Raw genomic sequence first — 17669 nt, forward strand, 5'->3', positions numbered from 1 at the left:
ATACCAGGATAAAGAAAGGGCGGTGAAAATAAATTCATCGCCCTTTCTTTATGTCTTTTCTAGCCTATGAGATCAATACCAGTCCTGACCTGAACGAACGCTGCTGCTCTGGTTATACTTCAAGTCTTTCAGCAGGGAAGAACTTACTGCTACAGAGAATGTGTACGACTTATATCCTCCCACCGGAACGATACTTGCCGACATCTGGAAACAGTGCAGGTTACGGGTTATATTACAGGTCATAAACGAAATCTTTTTGTTCTCGACATCGTAAGTGGCATTGAAGTTAAAACTCCAGTTCTTTGTCGGCTGGATATTTCCGTTAAAGCTCAGTGCATGTGTCAGCTTATATTTATATTCCAGCTTATTCGGATCGAAATCGCCATAACGCAACTGCATACTGTAATTGAAAGAAAGGCTCCACGGGATTTTCGAGATCAGATAACCATCCGAATCATACTCTCCGGTATCTTTCTTCTTGCCACGCAAACGGCCGCCTTCCTGAGTTCCTTCCGCATCCGCATTCTCACCATCCGCATTCTCGGCTGTCAGATTTTCCAATTCGCCGTCTCCTGCATTCTCTTCCGGGATATTACTATCCGTTTTACCTCCGAACCACTTCTTGAACGTATCGTTGTTGAAAGTATAGGAGAAGCTGGTTCCTGTTGAACGCAGACGTCCGATACCTTTGCCGGCTTTCCAACGGGGAATGTCCAGCCTTATCGGCTTTCCGTTTTTATCCGCACCATAGGTATAAGTATCGAATTGTCCGTTCAGATTCAACGTATAGCTCTTTGAGAACTTCAGACGCAATCCGACAGAGAGGTCACTCCATTTGAAAGAGTCCGCCGCCATATTATAACTCATCCCCAAGGATAACTTATCGATCAGGCTGATCTTTTTAAAGCCGGTAGTATCTTTATCCGACTTAATTTTCATTTCTACGTTATTATCCAGAGAGAAGTTCAAACTTCCCTGTTTTCCGCTTGGGATAGAACCATTGTGGGAAAAAGGAGAATAAACATAATCGATAGGATCGCCATTCGCATCTATATACTGATAATGATCATAGAAACCAAAGATGCTACCGCCAAAGTCAGGCGCGGCACTAATGCTGACAGAAGGCTCGAAACGATGGCGGATCATCTCCACTTTATCTCCCAGGAAAGGAAGCGGCTTGTAAAAACCATACAACGTAGTCGAAGCTGATAACGACGCACTGTAGTTATAAATACGATAGAATCCGTAAGTAGTATCACGGTTTACCAAAGTATTCAGGTGCGGATCGAACTGCTTGGTGATCTTACTGGTATACCAGCTTTCCTTGTAATTGAAAGACGGAGATATATTGATATACTTGAATGCTGTAAATGTGGCACTGACCGGAATGCTATGATCCATCGAGTTCTTCCAGTCCTTTATGATATTCGACTTAAACAACTGGTTTTCCTTCGTTGTGATGCTATTCTTGAAATATCCCGAATAACTCATGGAGATCTTTTCATACCACCGTTCCTTTCCCACCGGATTCTTACGCTTGAACGGGAATATACGGCTCAGCGTAATAGTCAGGTCAGGCAATGTCACAGAGATCATGGAGTCTTTGGAAGACTGGTTCACGTTCATGGTTGCCGAAAGCGTCAACGGATTATTCGGGAAACGCTGCGTGATATTGATACTGGAACCTTTTGTATTGTTTGTCGTATTCGGGTTATAAATACCCATCGCGCTGTTACGGTCGAAACTGGAAGTCGCAAAATTGACACTGGCAGAAAAAGTCCGGTACGGATTCGCTTTCGGGTCCTGGCTATGCGTCCAGTTCAACCGGAAGTCTTTCGACAGACTATAGTCGTCGAGCCCCTTATCGCCATACCTGCTGACCTGGTAAGCCGCATTGAAGTTACCCGAAAAAAGATACCTCTTTTTATAGGAAGACTGTGCCTGAAGCCCCCAGGAACCTTTCGTATAAATCTCACCGGTCACCGCCAGATCGACATAATCGCTCAGTGCAAAGTAATATCCTCCGTCGCGCAGACCAAATCCCCTCTGAGAGTCATCAGTATAGGTCGGCATGATCACACCGGAAGAATAAGTACTGGAAAACGGGAAGAAGCAGAAAGGCAGACCGATCGGATATAACGGTACATCCTCGATCACCATATAGACCGGACCGGTCACGATATTCTTTTTAGGACGTACCTTCGCCTTGGTCATCTGGATATAAAAGTGAGGGTGATCATGCTCGTCGCAGGTGGTATATTTACCGCCCACCATATTCAGGACATCGTCGTCCATTTTCTTTGTACGGCCGGCAGTTACGAATCCCTCTCCCTGTTGGGTGATCACATCGGTAATATACCCTTTCTTGGTATTGAAGTTATAACGCATCGTTTTCGATTCGTACTCCTGATCACCATCCTTAAACAACGGGTAACCGAACTCTTCACCGATAGAGTCGAGACCGAACTTGGCAAACACCAGGCTGCTATCCAGGCTCATCTCTATATTTTCAGCCTGTAATCCGATCTGTTGATATTTTACATCCCCTTCGCCATAGAGATACGCCCAGTTGCCGGCAGTCATTACCATAGAGTCTTTCGCCTGGTAAACAACCGGTGCATCGAGACCGACCTTATTGTTCTTGGTAGAGTCGGATACAAGGACTGTACTATCAGTGGCTGCCAGCGCTATCGTATCCCCTTTGACTGGCAATACGGTATCACGCGGGGCAACCAGCTCCTGCGAATACATCATCAAAGCCCCTGCGAGAAAATATAAAAGGATAAATAAGCCTCTGTGTCTCATTAATTAAGTTGACAGTTGACAGTTGACAACTGACAGTTGATAATTGATAACTGAGGATTGGATATTAAGAATGAAGATTATCCTAATTGCCAATCGCCAACTGTCAACTGTCAACTGTCAACTGTCAACTGAATCGTTACAGCGTGCAAATGTATAATAAATTAATGAGCCCTATAGCTTTTATTCCCCTAAAAAGAGTTTACACCAGTTATCAAAACGTATTACAGTATCTTCTCCGTACTTTGAAAGGCCCTGTTTTACCTTCTCAACGGACTTTTCCTTATCCAGTTTTGTCTTGCTGTAAAACTTATCGGCAAAACAGATCAGCTGTTCTTCCAACGAAACCGGCACCATTACACGTGAAGGAAGCGGAAGATGCCGCTCCTCTATCATTTCACGGGTTATACCGGTCCCGGTATGCCGTTCACAAACCAATGCGTGGCGGGGAAAGCCTTCTTTACGCATCAGATCGGCTCCCAGATAGCCGTGACAGATGTATTCGGCATCTCCAAAACAGCCGATCTCCGGAGCATTACACAGGAAAATACCTATATCATGCAGCATAGCGGCTTCTTCAATGAACGGAATGTCCAGATTCATTTCCGGATGCATCCGGGCCAGACTCAATGCTTTGTCGGCGACACTCCGGCTATGGGTAACCAATATATGATAAGCATCCGATTCTGCCGGATAATATTTTGAGATAATATCAATAGGATTCATTTTATCCATACCTTGTTTTAAGTTAATCCGGTTGCGAAGATACAGATATTTTATATTGGCTATCCATTATCCGGCCGATAAAATACTATCCCCTGCTGCCGAAGCTATTCAAGTCGGGGTTGATTTCTTTAACGGCGTCTTTCACCTCTTTTTTTGTTACTTTACCGCCTGTTGCTACCTGCTGTACCGGATACCGATCTTCTTTGTGATCTAACACTAACGCTTCGGTTTTTGCTTTTTCTTTGATCTTTGGAAGTTTTGTTGTCATATGATTATTCTTTTTGTTTATATTAATTCAACACGAAATCAAGTATGATGGTTCAAGGCAAACATGTTAAATAGAAACACATTTAATCCTTTCGTTGCCTTAAAGAGACGAACATTTGCTACTTTTGCAGATAATAAACAGTAGGAAACGGATTATGAAAACAGTTTTCAGACTTACACTTTGGTTTATCGGCATATTGCTCATGCCCGGATTACAAGCCGCAACAACTCAGGGACCTTTGATTTTAGGCGCCGAGCGTATGGATGTGATTACCCGCTTGCTGAAAGACAAACAAGTGGGACTGGTTATCAACCAGACTTCTATTCTGGAAAAACAACAGAAACATTTACTGGATGCCCTGGTTGAAAAAGGCATTCAAGTGAAAAAGGTTTTTGCACCCGAACATGGTTTCCGGGGAACAGCCGATGCCGGGGAAGAAGTAAAAGACAGCCGCGACCTGAAAACCGGCGTTCCTATCGTTTCTATTTATGGTAAAAACAAAAAGCCGACAGCCGAACAGTTGAACGGGCTGGACGTTATCGTATTCGATATTCAGGATGTGGGAGCCCGTTTCTATACGTATATAAGTACCATGCATTATGTCATGGAAGCATGTGCGGAAAACGGTGTCGAGTTTATCGTACTCGACCGTCCGAATCCCAATGATTTTGTGGACGGCCCGATCCGTCAGAAAGGTTTTGAGTCGTTTGTCGGTGTCGATCCGATCCCTTTATTGCACGGCCTGACGGTTGGCGAACTGGCCTGGATGATCAACAGTGAAGGCTGGTTGAAAAGCTCTCCGGACAGTTGCAAACTGCATATCGTTAAAATGGAAAACTGGAAACATGGCGATCCGTACTGGCTACCGGTCAAGCCTTCGCCTAACCTGCCAAACGACCAGTCGATCCGCCTATATCCGTCGTTATGCTTCTTCGAGGCAACCAACGTCAGTGTCGGACGCGGTACTTACTATCCGTTCCAGGTGATCGGATACCCGGACCGGAAATACGGCGATTTCGCATTCACTCCTGTTTCATTACCGGGCTTCGATACGAATCCTTTGCAAAAAGACAAGGAATGCTATGGCATCGACCTCCGGGAATATCCTTTCGAGGGAGGATTGACCCTGCGCTTTTTCCTGGACTTCTATAATAAGGCGGGAAACGAACAGGCTTTCTTTTTCTCCCGTCCGCAATGGTTCGACCTGCTGGCCGGCACCAAAGAACTCCGTTACCAGATTGTCAGAGGACTGACAGAGGAGGAAATACGTGAGAGCTGGCAACCGGAACTGGATAAATATAAACAAATGCGAAAAAAGTATTTATTATACCCAGATTACCGATCTAAATAAGACTACCACTTCCCACGAATCAACCGCCCATCATCGGTGATTCCTTCTATCACGACAGAAAAGGGGGCTTCGCTATCGGCGGTATAAAACTCGACCGAAGCATTGCCCTGCTCGTCGGTTTGTACCTTCGGGTTCCAATAAAGGGTTGTCCGCAAATCAGGCATCGGATTCTCTTGCTGCTGCATGGTCTCATATTTGGGGGAATAGAAAGCAGCCGGTTTCTGGTAACCTAACAAATGGATTTGCCCAACGTTTTTAGGTATATAATTCGCCATAGATATGCCTTGCCTCATTTTGATAGCAATAAAATAAGCGCCAGTCATAGGAAACCAAGCCAATCCTGCTGTTCGATCCCGGTTGATATCAATCTGTTCGATATCTTTCAAGCTCAACGTTTGTATCAACTGATTCTCCATGATAGAGTCATTTACCGGAAATTCATTCAAGACAACCCTTACTCTATTACCCGGATCATCACCACGATAGTAAGGCACTACATTCTCTTTAAAATACAATCCTGGAAACCTTGACAACAAAAAAGTCTTTAAAGACATATCCGGCACCTGTTCTATCTCTTCTTGCCGAATAGTTATACTTCCCTGTATCGTTTCATAAGGGGTTTTAGGGGCTTTCCTCTTTTTGGCAGTCACCACCACATCTTCCAAAAACACACTACGCAAGCCGTTTTCATAACTTACCCGCCGGTTGGATTTATCCATGAAACTGACATCAACCGAAACATTTTCAGCCAATGGCCGACCAGCGACGTGCCTCTCTTCCATGAAAGGCCATGCTTGTTCAACTGCCGGATATTCTTCCGGAGAAAGAGACAATAACACATTAGAACTTCCTTTGGGAGAAACGGCATGTACACTATAAAGCGCACTATCAGGAAATTCAAACGGACTGAAGTCAAAACATCCCTCTTCGTCCGTCTTCACCTCTTCCAGTACCCCCTGATCCGGTATGTTCACCGTCACTTTCGCCCCTTTCACGACCTTATTTCCTACCAATCGTTTCACATCACCGGTGAGACGCTGATATAACTCCGGAGCAATCGCCGGTGTTTGGTAATCGGTAACTAGTGCTTGCTCCAACCGGTAACTCCTCCAGCCTTGCGTCAACATCAGCAAATCCAAACCCTCCCTCCTGAAAGGTTCATCCGAATAGAAATACCACCCCGGCTCTTCGATATACCCTTTCAACTCAGAAGTCAACAATAAGGAGGTATAAATCGTATAGGTAGAATCCGGCAATAGATCCTTGGTATCAGTCACTGACACCGAAAAACTTCCGGTTAACGGATTCCCCGACACATCTTGCAAGGCGACAGACAGATTTACCTTTTCCCGCCAGCCGTACGTTCCTTTATCCGGACGAAGCAAAAGGCAAGCCTGGTCATCATTCTTTACAAACGCCAACCGTTCACTGAGGATGTTCCCGACCGAAGAAAGCAAGACAAAATGCAACACGCCAGAGGCAATCCCCTCTTGCTTGATGCGTACCGGCTTTTCCACATCTATTTCCTGCGCCAAAAGAGGAAGCCCCCGTTCATGAACCAAAAGAGTAAATGGTCGGGGGGGTTCATTCAAAGACTGCCCGCCTCGAATGGAAACAACATAAGCTCCCCTATTTTCTATCACATTCAAAGAAACCACATCCTGGTGGGCTACCGGCAAATCAAAACGACGGGTGACACCGGCTTCCGAAGTACACTCGGCATAATATTTCTTTCCCGCTTCCGGTATCCAATTAAAAGTCCCCATACCGGCATGGGTTGTTTGGAATTTACAGACTACGTTGCCGGACTCATCTTTCACGATACCGGACACCTCTTCCGACTGCCCCCAACTATTCAGTGCCTTGAACGCCATCTTCGACAAAACACCGGCAGGCAGATTACCTCCTTCGGGCAAGAAAGCCACATGATAATCGGCTTCCGGTAGATCCACAGGCAGAAACTGCTGAAAGTTGGCGGCTTCCAACTTGACTACTTTCTGTTTATAGTCGTCCGGAGTGATCTTGAAATGGCATTGCCCATCTTCTGTCCAGTAGTCAATCTTACCTTTTTCATCAAAGAACGAGACATTTTCCAGTTTAATCATTTGCCGGGATGTCATATTCTTTAAACACACAACACCTTTGACCTGTTTTTGCCCCGCTTTACCACTGAAATCAACTTCGGCTTTAACTGATTTACCTAAAGCCTGAACGACCCGGACCGGTTTGCGAAAAAAGAACGACTCTCCACTATTCTCCATATAACGAGTATATGCCCGAACCGTATATTCACCTCCCGGCAAATCCATATCCAATGGTAAATACCCATAAAACAAGCCCTCCACATCCTGCTTGATCTTCACACGCTTCACCACCTTACTGAACGGATTTACCAACTCCGTATAGATATAACGGCTTGTTTTCTCCGGTTGGTTATTAATCGCATTCACCAAATAAGCACGAAACCACAGCGTATCGCCTCCCATATATAATGACCGGTCGGTATGCAGATATATCTTCTCATTCGGGAACAGACAAGTTTGTTGCCACAACCGCGTCGCCACCAAATCGGGGGAAAGTTGTGCTTGTGCAAAGACAGGTATTATAACTGCTAACAAAATAAAATAGATACATTTACTCATTGCCTGGATGCTTTACATTAATCTTATGTACCCTAAAGAAAAATATCCTAAGACACCTACATCGATACGGTTAATAATACCAAACTTAAAAATCTTGCCTTCATAATAATAATGTATTAACGATTAAACAATACGTGGTCCGCTAACTGCATCACTCCACTTATCAGCCACTGATGCAGCCCGGCAAAAGAAACTTTCTTTGAGTTTGATACGGGATAGATGTTATCATAATTTAGCTCCTGTTTAAAATTGCTTTAAATATAAAACAAAAAAATCAAACTTCATTCTTTTTTTCGTATTATTGCAAAAATATAAAAGACGCTTACCATGATTACAGCCATACTCATATTGATATGCCTCATCGGCGTCCCTGCCAAAGCCCAGTTACAACCCGACACGATTGCCGAAAGGTTACGGTTGCAGAGCGAACTATACCCGAATGAAAAACTGCATCTGCATACCGACCGTTCCCTGTATGCCGGAAAAGACACCATCTGGTTCAAGGCCTATCTAGTCAACGCTTTGGACTACATGCAGAAAATTGACAGCCGATATATCTACACCGAACTGGTCAACCCGTTCGGGGAAACAGTCTGTCGTATAAAGATCAGACCGGACAAAAACAACCTGTTCCACGGTTACCTTCCTTTGGATGAAGACTTGCCAACAGGCCTATACACACTCAGGGCATATACCCGCTACATGCAAAACGCTGATGAAGATTTCTTTTTTCACAAACCCATACAGATCGTTTCACCACTCTGCAAATCATTGTCCACACAAATTTCTTACGAAAGGGAAAACGGACAGAAACAGGTCAAAGGAACGCTCAAAATGTTCAACAACGCCTCTAAAGAATACATTCCCTTGGAGAATATCGACCTCTACAACGAAAAAGAAAAAATCGACCATTGGACGGAAGACAAAGCCTTGAACTTTAAGCTCTCTCCTGCCAAATACAAACAAAAAGCCATCAAACTCGAAGCGGCCAACTTCCAGCAATTCCTTCCCATTTCGTTTCCCGACAATGATTTCCATGTTGACTTCCTGCCGGAAGGGGGGAATCTGCCAGCTGGGGTACAATCCAAGATGGCGTTCAAAGCTATCAATACCTACGGACTTTCTGAAAACATATTCGGAGTTGTAAAAGACGAAGAAGGGAATGAAATCTGTATCTTCCAAACGTCTCATGCCGGTATGGGGGCATTCTATTGGACACCGGAAGCCGGAAAAGACTACTATGCGGAATGTACCTCACAAGCCGGCGTGGAAAAACGCTTCAAACTACCCGCCGCCGAAACGAACACCTACACGCTGAACGTAAAGGAAAGCGCGTACAGCTACCACATTTTCTTGCTCTACCCCAACGGTGTCACTTCCGAAACGCCTTTGACTTTACTGATCCATCAACGGGGATATCCACTATTTGTTCGTTCATTCCAACAAACCCACCGGATCACCCTGCCCAAAGAGGCTTTCACCTCCGGTATCGTCCATCTGCTATTGCTATCCCCGCAAGGCAAGATCATCAGCGAACGGCAAATCTTCGCCCAAAACGACCTACCGGTCACTGCTTATATAGAAACAGCCCAAGAGACTAATACTCCAAAGGGAAAAATCCGTTTGGACATCACCTTGAAAGATGCCAAAGGCAAACCCGTACAAGGCAATTTCTCCCTCGCCATAACCAACAATGCCGATCTGTTACCGGATTCTACCCATACCATATTCACCTCTTTGCTGTTGAACTCCGAACTGAAAGGGCATATCGAGGATCCGGGATGGTACTTCCGAGGGAATGACAGCATACACCGAGCGGGACTGGACCTGCTCATGCTGACGCAAGGATGGCGGAAATACCCCATCGAAGAAGCTTTGGCCGCCAATTACAAGCGACCGACCATTCCTACCGAAGAGACCCAACAAATCACCGGAACTGTGAAAAGGTTAGTTGGCAACAAACCCATACCCCATGCCAAAATACAAATACACATACCCAACCAAAGGGTATTGGAGGAAGTACACGCTGACGAAAACGGCAGGTTTATTTTCAACGGCTTCGAATTTCCAGACAGTACCATCTACAATATACAGGCCACGACACGGAAAAACGGAAAAAACGTTCTACTGGCTTTAGACACAGAGACTTTCCCGGAAACAGGTACTGTTTACCCTTTGTTGCCTCCTGCTACGAGGAACAATACTGAAACGCCTACCGGATATTACATCTACTCCGATTCGCCCGAAACGGTTGAGTTTCTGAACAAAGCTGAACGGAAAATGACGTATGAAAATGGCATGCGTTCTATCTTTTTAGAAGATGTCGTAGTAACGGCTAAGAAAAAGGTGTATAAAACACCGTATGAAAGCATTCCCAGTGCCATCACTATCAAAGAGGAGGAGCTGAAAAAGACACCGATGATCGATTTACCAACTTTTTTAACCTCTCGTCTCCCGGGATTAACCCTGCAACCTAGTGGTTTATACCGCCTAAGGGATATGGATAAATTCGAAAAAGCCAAACCCATCACAATCATTCTAAACGGATTCCCCGTTTACGATTCATCCATAGCGAAAAGCTTATTAGAGAATATCCCCCCACAACACATAGAACAAATTGATTACAACAGAGAACCCGCAGCCGGATTAGCCTGGTTTCCAATGACCGGTGCCAGCTTCATAGCCATTACATTGAAAAAGGATGTCCCGGAATACAACTATATACCTAAGAACATACAAATGACCCGGCTTTTAGGTTATCAGAAACCGGCCACGTTTTATGTCCCCAAATATGAGACTAAGTGGAAAGAAGAAGAACTCAAAACAGATTTACGCACCACCCTCTATTGGAATCCTGCCCTTCAAACCAATTGGAAAGGTAAAGCTTCCATCGAATTTTATACGACCAGCGAAAACGACTCCTATTCCATCCTGCTGGAGGGCATTTCTCAAAAGGGAAAACTCGTATGGTTCAAAAAATAAAATCCGAACCGGCAAAAGCATAACATATATCACCATGTTCATCCAAATCATAATAGACTTTAATTGGAAACTGATTACATTTATTACTCCAACAATACCCATAAGTTGCATATACCACCATTGAGCCACTTGCATAAGCTTTGATCTTCAACATAGGAGAAAATGGGAACATACATAGATACAGTTTATCCTCTAATACTATTTAAATCTCTCGTTCTTTCTGCATCCTTGGATAATCAGAATATGTTTTCACCCTAATCTTAAAAGCATCTATTTCCTCTTTTGTCAAAGGTGTTATTCTCTCACCCTCCACTACTTTAGGCGATACTATCCACCCGGCTTCCTCTGCCATCGCTTTCAACTGAGCTATGTTTTCTTCATTCTGATTAACCTCCTGATCCAAGACCGGATCATTCACTTCTGTACAACCAACATCGATACGGTTAATAATACCAAACTAAAAAATCTTGCCTTCATAATAATAATGTATTAACGATTAAACAATACGTGGTCCACAAGCTGCATCACTCCACTTATCTGCCACTGATGCAGCCAGGCAAAAGGAACTTTCTTTGAGTTTGATACGGGATGGATGTTATCATAATTTAGCTCCTGTTTAAAATCGCCTTAAATATAAAACAAAAAATCACAAAACAAAGGCAACCGTACCCAAAAACGTTCTCGGCCGAAAGAATACAGGTCAAGAACTATTCTTTTTCGACCAAGCGCCGTTTCTACCGACATAAAGCAATTTTATCACCCCTCACTCTTCCTTTGCTACAATCCACTGTATTATAGAATAATACAACCAGTAAAAAAAAATGAAAACGAATGTGCCTACCCGTATGAAATATCTCCAGTAACATTACTATCAAAGAGGAGACAAAAGAATCCCACCCTTCAAACCAATTGGAGAAGTCGTTTCTGTTTTTTCTTTACAAAACGGATATGGATGTGACGGATGTGAAGTTTTTTACCCCCTCATTGTAAACTTCGCGAGAAAATAAATAAAATATGACCTCTCTTTAAAGAGACCACGTATTTTATTTATACATTTAGAAAGTTTACAAAACACCCCTCACTGTCTTCACCACCTTCACACCTGCACTTGTCAATTGCAGAATGGATACAAATCCTAAGACTGGAGGAACAGTCATTTTAACAATGCCCATTGTTAGGTTGCTTGAATGGGCATTATAAGGTAACTTGGATGGGCATTATAACGACCTTAGAATGGGCATTGTTAAAATGCACCCATAGGAATCTGTCTTTTCCTTTTCTTTCTCTAAAATCGTACCTCTGATAAATAAAATTTAAATAAACACTCGATTTAATGCCACTAACGGGGGCTTGACAACCATTGTTCTAGAAGAACTATGGTTGAAGGATACATTTCTACATGTACAATAATAAAAAGTTGGGGCGAAAATGCTCTATATATTTTCTCATTTATATAAATGGAGAGTTTTTATAAAAGAAATCAAATAAAAGCGATGCATTTTTTTGTTATTTTAATTTAATATGTAACTTTGTAACCTAAAAAGAACCATAGTTCTTCTAGAACTTGTTAAATTAACAAATAAACTAAATCAATTATGTTGAAAAACTTCAAGCCAATTGGTCTATTATTGTTGGCCGGAATGACATGCTCACCTGCGAGTATGCTTGCCGATACCCTTCCCATTAGACCAAGCGTAAACATCACCCAACAAAATGGGAAAGTGACGGTTATTGTAGAGGATGATTTCGGTCCTGTCACCGGAGCATCCGTAGTTGTAAAAGGCACAACAAATGGTAATGTTACCGATTTAGATGGTAAAGTTGTTTTGGAAGATGTCAAAAATGGAGCAACTATCCAAATTTCGTTTGTAGGTTACACCACTCAAGAAGTCAAGTACACAGGGAATCCTAACTTAAACATCAAACTTCAGGAAGACTCCCAAGCACTAGATGAAGTTGTAGTAACAGGTTTTGCCGGTGTTCAAAAAACAAAAACTTTGACAGCAGCTGCCGTTAACGTAAAAGTCGAATCAATCGCTAAATTACCAGTAACCTCTCCTAGTGACGGATTAGGTGGACGTGTATCTGGTATCATCACACAGGCACGTTCAGGTGCTCCGGGTGAAACTTCCAAAATTTGGATCCGTGGCGGTAGCCAAATCTTGTATGTAATCGATGATGTTGTAATGGAAACGGAACAGGGTGAAGTATTCTTCAACCGCCTGCGCCCGGATGATATTGCTTCTATGAGTATCTTGAAGGACGCATCTGCTACTGCTGTATACGGTCCACGTGCAAAAGACGGTGTTGTGGTAGTAACTACCAAAAAAGGACAAGAAGGTATGCTGGAAATATCAGTAAGCCAAAAGATGACCATGATGACACCTTCCTATAAGTTTAAGCCCATGAGTACTTGGGACTATGTGAACAAGAAAAACGAATTGTATGCTGCCAGTATGGCTGAAAGTCCCGCATACAATGCAACGGAAATGTCCAAATATTATATGTACCACCTTTCTTCTCAGGGATACGGCCGTCAAGAAATCACCGACATGGTGAATCAAAAATACGGTTTAGGATATACACTAGATGAAATAAACGACTATTTTAACCCATTTAAAACACAAGGCGGAGACATTGAAAACTACTATGGTAACTATGATCCATGGGATTGGTTTGATCATGTTCAACCTATGTCGCAAACCAATGTGAGTGTAAGAGGTGGTAGCGAAAGAGTTAGATACTATTCAAGTTTGGGATACATGAACCAATCCGGTATCAGTGATTCCTACAATTACGAACAGTATAACGCCATTGTCAACACCGACGCCTATTTGTTGAAAGACAAAAGTTTGAAATTCACATTGAATTTAAATGGCGTAATGGCTAAGAACAAAAAACCGTACGGAGGAGATAACATTTTCAACAACGTCTTGATTGAGGACAATGAAATGAACAACATCCCCCGAAACTGGACAACCGGTTTAGAAAGGAATAATAGTTTAGATGCTCGTTTACGAACAGGTTTCAATAACACAGATGACTATCGTTTGCAAAGTAACATCGGTTTAAAATGGAGTTTGCCCTGGGTAGAAGGATTATCTGTTAGTACAAGTGTCAACTTCAACTACAGTAATTCCATGAACAAGACATTCGAACACCCGCAAATAGGTGTGTACAGTGCTCCATATTCAACTCAGGAAAACAGCTACAACCCGAATAATGCCAAATTGTCTCAAACCTGGAATAATTATTCATTGACAACCGGTATTGTCCAGGCCGACTACGTTCGTTCATTCGGTAAACATAACCTGAGCGCGATGCTCAACTATACCAGCCAAAAGAGAAGGACCAATTCGACAATGGCTAAAAAGTATGGTTATCCAGCCATCTACAACACGCAGATAGACGGTGGATCGACCATGGACTCTATGAATGGTGACGAAGGCTTATGGGGTTCTGCATCTCTGGTCGGTCGTGTCACTTACGATTACGATAGCAAGTATATGTTACAATTGAGTGCCAACTATAACGGATCATTGTGTTACCACCCGGATAAACGTTGGGGATTCTTTTATGCAGCATCTGCAGGTTGGATGCTTACAGAGGAAACCTTCATCAAAGACATTCTGAACACTGACTTAATCAACTCATTCAAGATTCGTGCCGGCTACGGTATTGTAGGTAACGAATTGTCAAAACCATTCAGCTACATGAACCAATATGGTTTGTCTAAAACCATTCTGTTAGGGGAAAACATGGGAGCTAGTACAGCTTGGACCGAGACCAACGTTTCCAGTAATCTGACTTGGGGTGAATCACAGCAAATCAGTGGTGGTGTTGATTTCAGTTTCTTGAAAGACCGTTTGTCCGGATCATTCGACACCTATCTATACCTAAACAAGGGTGATGAAATTGACATGAACCCAGAATTGACCTATACTCCGATCTTAGGTTTGCCTAATACTCCGAAAATGAATGCCCCCTACGTAACAACCCATAAAGGTGGTGTGGAATTTTCTTTAAACTGGAACGACCGTATCGGTGACTTCACCTATAGAGTCGGTGCAAACTATACACATTGGGAAGAAGTTACAGTAAGACATGCAGATAAAAGTACAGATTATTACTATGCCAACCTGAACGACTTGGGTGTAAATGCTCATGCAGAAACTTATAACATCTCATGGCAGACAAATGGTATTTTCACTTCTTACGATGATATGTATAACTCGTATCTGCATTTCAAACGTAATCACACAGTCGGTACATTCCGAATGGACGACCGTAACGGTGATGGTGTGTTAGGTATTGCTGACTATGCATATAACGAAGGTGGAGGTACTACTCCTCAAACATTGTATGGTATCACATTAGGCATGGGATGGAAAGATTTCAGTTTCGAAGTATTCTTCCAGGGAGCTACCAGTGTTTCAGGTGATGTTACATCTCCAGCCCGTTCACAACAGGATTATTACTGGAAATATGGCAAATACCTGTTCCAAGAATCTTATACACCGAGTAACCCTATTACCAATAAACTTCCGTTGCCAACCAATTCCAGCTACGGATGGGGATATAACTATGTAGACGTATGGGGATACGATGCTTCATATCTGAAATTAAAGAACATCAGTGTTAGCTATGATTTGAAACGTCGCGTTCTTAAGAACGTAGATTATATTAAGGGATTAAGTGTAAACTTCATTGCAAACAACGTTTGTACTTGGGTAAAGAAAAGCAACCCATTCAGTAACATGACAGACCCGGAATATCTACCAGCCAACTCTATTTGGGGTGGCAATAAATTGGGTAGCTATCCAACTCAACGCTCATTCACATTGAGTGCTACATTAACATTGTAATACAATTAGAACAAAAACAAAATGAAGAAATTAAATATATTAGCCTTATGCGCTGCGGTTTGTCTCTCCAGCTGTGATCCGTTGGGTATAGAACCGACTAACAAAGTAGGCGAAGAACAATTCTGGTCAAATGCCCAACTGACCCGCACTTTTGTCAATCAATTTTATTTGTGGAGTCCGGCCGGTGCCAATAGTGCATTCCAAGCTGAACAATGGTCTGACAATGCTTGCGGTAATATCGACCGCGATCAAAATACGTTCCGCCAATATAGTTTCAATAACAGAGAATATGATGAACTCAACAGTGTCACCGGTTTAATCGGTGCACCTTGGGATGCAGGTTATAAAAATATCCGTCAAGCGAACTTGGCTATCGAACGTATCCCGGAAGTTCCAAACATGACTGATTCTGAACGCGCTCAACTATTAGCAGAAAGCTATGCTTTCCGTGGACTATTTTATGCCGACATGGAAAGATATTGGGGTATTATGCCGATTGTCACTCAGTCGATGACCATTTTCGATGAGACCATGCTGCCGCAAAACAGTCGTGAGGAGGTATTCGACCAAATTTTAGCTGATTACGACAAAGCGTTGGAATACTTCAAGCAGACAACTGCTACACCCGCTTTAGGATTGATAAACGAATCGGCCGTACAAGTATTAAAATCGCGTTCGGCATTAGCTGCTGCATGTGCTGCCGAAGCTTCAGCAAAGGGTCTTTACGATAAGCTCTCAGGATCTGCTGAAAGTAAAACGCTTTACAAATTCTCAAAAAATGCAAACCATTATTATCAGCAGGCTTATGACGCTGCAAAATCTGTGATCGGTAAATATCAACTGGATCCGGATTATAGCAATCTGTTTAATACTTCCAGCGGACACCAATCGGTTGAAGCCATTTGGCCGGTTATGTTTAATGAAGCAAACAGATCCGGATTCAACCCGATGAACAACTCACATCCGGAAGGACGTATGTATGGAGCTACTACCGACTTTTCTCCTGATTGGGGTGGTGGTCGTGGTGGTTCATACCCTACACAAGATTTGGTTGACTGCTACTATCAAAAAGATAAAGTAACCGGCAAATGGATGCAATGGTGGAAAACAACTCAAGCAAAAGAAATGGGTGTTGCCAAAAATGCAGACGGAGAATGGGCTGCTGAAAGCGAAAATTACCTACAGATGTACACTGACCGTGACAAACGTTTCTACGCGACAGTCATTTACGATAGCAGTTATTTCGACAACAAAAAAGAACTCCGTTACTTAGTTCGTACCTGGATCGACTTGTCGGAACCAACCCGCTCAGAAAAATATAGCGCGCTTCACACCGAATTCAGAAATTCTGAAAAGTTAGCTATTACAGGACGTGCACAATCAACAGTAACAAGTTATTATCCGACAAAATACACTGTAGGTCGTTTTAATGAAGACGGAACTGTCAACTATACGCAATCCGCACTTTCTTATTTCCAGGTTCGTTACGCAGAAGCACTGCTAAACTATGCAGAAGCGGCCTATAAACTGGGAGGCAAAGAAAACGAAGTTCGCGATGCAGTTAACCAAATTCGCAATCGTGCAGGTTTAGATAACTTTGATGAATCAGTAGTTGGACACAATCTGTGGGAAGAATACAAATTGCAACGTCGTATCGAGTTTGCATTCGAAGTCCCCGGATTCCGTTATTTCGACTTGTTGAGATGGGGTGAATCAGAAGGTAAAACAACCATTGATGAGTTAAACAAATCATCAAAAGGTATGTTTATTTTCCGAAAAGGTATTGAAAGTACAGAAGTAGTTGACAATGGATATTTGGCACCCAAAGATGATCCTAAATATTTCACTCCTCATTTCGATATCCGTCCGATCACTTCACTAAGTGGTAATGTGGTTTATTATGAACGTAAATTTAATGATGCTGTATTCTATAAATTACCTTTTGCTCGCACAACATTGGATGTAAACGGTAATTTTGTTCAAAATCCTGGATGGGAAAACAGAAGTTATCAATAATATATACAAAAGAAATT

The 17669-nt window shown here is 42.8% G+C and carries 9 protein-coding genes; 4 read left to right on the forward strand and 5 right to left on the reverse strand.

What is annotated here, in order from left to right; translation table 11 throughout:
* Positions 1–72: 72 nt before the first annotated feature.
* The 3 genes from NBH15_RS07735 to NBH15_RS07745 all read right to left on the reverse strand — a co-directional run bounded on the left by NBH15_RS07735 (position 73) and on the right by NBH15_RS07745 (position 3796).
* The gene (locus tag NBH15_RS07735; RefSeq protein ID WP_244050753.1) at positions 73–2805 is read right to left on the reverse strand and encodes a putative LPS assembly protein LptD; all 2733 of its coding nucleotides are present in this window, start codon (positions 2803–2805) and stop codon (positions 73–75) included.
* Between the two features lie 180 nt (positions 2806–2985).
* The gene (locus tag NBH15_RS07740; protein ID WP_128132965.1) at positions 2986–3528 is read right to left on the reverse strand and encodes an HDIG domain-containing metalloprotein; all 543 of its coding nucleotides are present in this window, start codon (positions 3526–3528) and stop codon (positions 2986–2988) included.
* An 85-nt stretch (positions 3529–3613) separates the two neighbouring features.
* Complete coding sequence (locus NBH15_RS07745) at positions 3614–3796, reverse strand: hypothetical protein (protein WP_128132938.1); 183 nt, start codon at positions 3794–3796, stop codon at positions 3614–3616.
* A gap of 154 nt (positions 3797–3950) precedes the next feature.
* Here NBH15_RS07745 and NBH15_RS07750 point away from each other — a divergent pair, with 154 nt between their 5' ends.
* Entirely contained in the window at positions 3951–5147 is a 1197-nt protein-coding gene (locus tag NBH15_RS07750; protein WP_128132937.1) for an exo-beta-N-acetylmuramidase NamZ family protein, read from the forward strand.
* Between the two features lie 2 nt (positions 5148–5149).
* Here the strand turns inward: NBH15_RS07750 and NBH15_RS07755 are convergent, their stop codons facing one another.
* The gene (locus NBH15_RS07755) at positions 5150–7789 is read right to left on the reverse strand and encodes a TonB-dependent receptor (RefSeq protein WP_128132936.1); all 2640 of its coding nucleotides are present in this window, start codon (positions 7787–7789) and stop codon (positions 5150–5152) included.
* A gap of 327 nt (positions 7790–8116) precedes the next feature.
* On the opposite strand from NBH15_RS07755, the gene NBH15_RS07760 reads away from it, so the two are divergent.
* On the forward strand, positions 8117–10771 hold the full coding sequence (locus NBH15_RS07760; protein WP_250822388.1) for a TonB-dependent receptor: 2655 nt from the start codon (positions 8117–8119) through the stop codon (positions 10769–10771).
* Between the two features lie 202 nt (positions 10772–10973).
* Here NBH15_RS07760 and NBH15_RS07765 read toward each other — a convergent pair whose 3' ends face one another.
* Positions 10974–11189 carry a hypothetical protein gene (locus NBH15_RS07765; protein ID WP_128132933.1) on the reverse strand — a complete coding sequence of 72 codons (216 nt, stop codon included), beginning with the start codon at positions 11187–11189 and terminating at the stop codon, positions 10974–10976.
* Positions 11190–12366: 1177 nt separating this feature from the next.
* Between NBH15_RS07765 and NBH15_RS07770 the strand changes: the two genes are divergently transcribed.
* Entirely contained in the window at positions 12367–15636 is a 3270-nt protein-coding gene (locus NBH15_RS07770; RefSeq protein ID WP_244050751.1) for a SusC/RagA family TonB-linked outer membrane protein, read from the forward strand.
* Positions 15637–15657: 21 nt separating this feature from the next.
* Positions 15658–17652 (forward strand): RagB/SusD family nutrient uptake outer membrane protein, encoded by a 1995-nt coding sequence (locus tag NBH15_RS07775; RefSeq protein WP_128132932.1) that lies wholly within the window; start codon positions 15658–15660, stop codon positions 17650–17652.
* Positions 17653–17669 lie beyond the last annotated feature (17 nt).

The sequence above is a fragment of the Parabacteroides caeci genome, from assembly GCF_023656795.1.
In the GTDB taxonomy this organism is placed as follows: Bacteria; Bacteroidota; Bacteroidia; order Bacteroidales; family Tannerellaceae; genus Parabacteroides; species Parabacteroides segnis.